The organism is Micrococcus sp. HMSC31B01, assembly GCF_001816085.1.
Taxonomy (GTDB): Bacteria; Actinomycetota; Actinomycetes; order Actinomycetales; family Micrococcaceae; genus Micrococcus; species Micrococcus luteus.
In genome coordinates, this window is sequence record NZ_KV825332.1 from 1 (window position 1) to 2,148 (window position 2,148).

The 2,148-nt window shown below is 73.3% G+C and carries 2 protein-coding genes; one reads left to right on the forward strand and one right to left on the reverse strand.

Translation table 11 applies throughout. The features are described from left to right. Positions 1–1,039: TrkH family potassium uptake protein (locus tag HMPREF3105_RS10320; RefSeq protein ID WP_246830374.1), on the reverse strand; the 1,039-nt coding region annotated here is incomplete at its 3' end. A gap of 65 nt (positions 1,040–1,104) precedes the next feature. On the opposite strand from HMPREF3105_RS10320, the gene folP reads away from it, so the two are divergent. Further along, positions 1,105–2,097: a dihydropteroate synthase gene (folP, locus tag HMPREF3105_RS10325; protein WP_061867008.1), complete on the forward strand. Its 993-nt coding sequence runs from the start codon at positions 1,105–1,107 to the stop codon at positions 2,095–2,097. Positions 2,098–2,148 lie beyond the last annotated feature (51 nt).

Genomic DNA, 2,148 nt, shown 5'->3' on the forward strand with positions numbered 1-2,148 from the left:
GGCTTGACGAAAACCATAGAGGCACCCCCCGGATCTCCGCGAGCACGATGAACAGCAGGACGCTCGCCGTCGTGATCTTCACGCCCGAGGCGGTGCCGGCGGGGCCGCCGCCGATGAACATGAGCACGTCGGTGGCGAAGAGCGTCACGGGGTGCATCTGCCCGTAGTCCAGGGTGTTGAAGCCGGCGGTGCGGGTCGTGACGGACTGGAAGAACGCCGCGAGCACGCGCGAGGCCGGGTCCAGACCGCCCAGGGTCCGCGGGTTGGACCACTCGAGGACGAGGTACATGAGCGTGCCGCCCACCAGCAGCACCGCGGTGCCCACGAGCACGAGCCGGACCGTGAGGTTCCACCGCTCGGGTCGGCGCAGGTCTCGCCGCAGGGTCAGCACGACCGGCAGGCCCAGGCCGCCCAAGATGATCGCCGCCGCGATCGGCAGGCAGATGAACGGGTCCGAGACGAAGCCCATGAGGTTGTCGCTGAACAGCGCGAACCCGGCGTTGTTGAATGCGGAGACCGCGTGGAAGACCCCCTGCCACAGTGCCTGGCCCGGGGACATTCCCGCGCCCAGCCAGAAGCGCAGGCTCAGCAGCAGCGCCACCGAGGCCTCGACGGCCGTGGAGTACAGGATCAGGGCCCGCAGCACCCGGGGCAGGTCCCCGATCCCCTCGGCCCGGGTGGAGGCCGCGGCGTCGAGGCGCTGGGTGAGGCCGAGCCGCCGGAGGATCACCAGCCCCAGCAGCGACGTGAACGTCATGACGCCCAGGCCACCGAGCTTGATGAGCGTGAGGATCACGAGCTGACCCAGGGGTGTCCAGAACGTCTGGGTGTCCACGACGCCGAGGCCCGTCACCGTGGTGGCGCTGGTCGCCGTGAACGCGGCCTCCAGCGGGGTGGGCGCGCGGCCCTGATACGAGGCGGGCAGCAGCAGTGCGCCGGTGCCCGTCACGATGGCGACGAGGAAGGACCCGACCACGAGCTGGGTCGGACGGATGCGGGGCCGGCGCGGGCCGACCCGCGGCGACGAGGTAAATGTCACGGGAGGGAAACATAGTCCTTCCGGGGCGCACTGTCACCGTGCGGCGCCGGTGGTTGAATGGCCGGGTGCCGACCCCCTCCGTCCCGCTCGTCCACCCGGTGCACCGGTTCGCCCACCACGAGATCGACTTCCGCCGCCGGATCGTCACGATGGCCGTGGTCAACCGCACCCCGGACTCCTTCTATGACGACGGCGCCGGCGCCGTCCTCGAGGACGCCCTCGCCCAGGCCCACGCCGCGGCGGACGCCGGAGCCGAGTGGGTCGACGTCGGCGGCGTGCCGTTCGCGCCCGGGGCGGAGCTCGACCCGGCCGAGGAGGCGGCGCGGGTGGTCCCCCTGATCGCGGCCCTGCGGAGCGGGGACGGGGCCGGGTCGTCCGAGGCGTCACGCCGGCTGATCCTCTCGGCGGACACGTTCCAGCCGGCCGTGGCCGAGGCGGCCCTGGCCGCGGGGGCGGACGTCGTCAACGACACCACGGGGCTGTTCCACGCGGACCTGGGCCGGGTGGTGGCCGCCGCGGGCGCGCACCTCGTGGTCACCCACTCCCTCGCCCACGTGCGCGGACCCCGGGCCGTGGTCCCCCGGCCGACCTATGGCGACGTCGTCACGGAGGTCCGCGACCACCTGCGGCGCACCGTCGACCGGGCCGTGGCGCTCGGCGTCCCCGAGGAGAGGATCGTCGTGGACCCCGGCCACGATCTGAACAAGAACACCCGGCACACCCTCGAGATCACGCGGCGGCTGGACGAGATCGCCGCCCTGGGGCTGCCCGTGCTGGCCGCGGTCTCGAACAAGGACTTCATCGGCGAGAGCCTGGACCGGCACCGGCACGAGCGCCTGCCCGGCTCGCTGGCCGCGGCTGCGGCCTGCGTGTACGGCGGCGCCCGGATCCTGCGCATGCACGACGCCGACGCCTCCGTCTCGGCGGCCCGCATGCTCGAGTGCGTGTTCGGGTGGCGTCAGCCGGCGCGCCTGGTCCACAACATGGGCGCGGAGAACCCGCCGCCGGACCGCAGCACCCTGGCCGGACACCGCGCCCACCGCGGGGGGCGGGCATGAGACGGCTGACCGAGACCGGCCCCGAGCTGGACGACGACGCCCTCCGCGCCG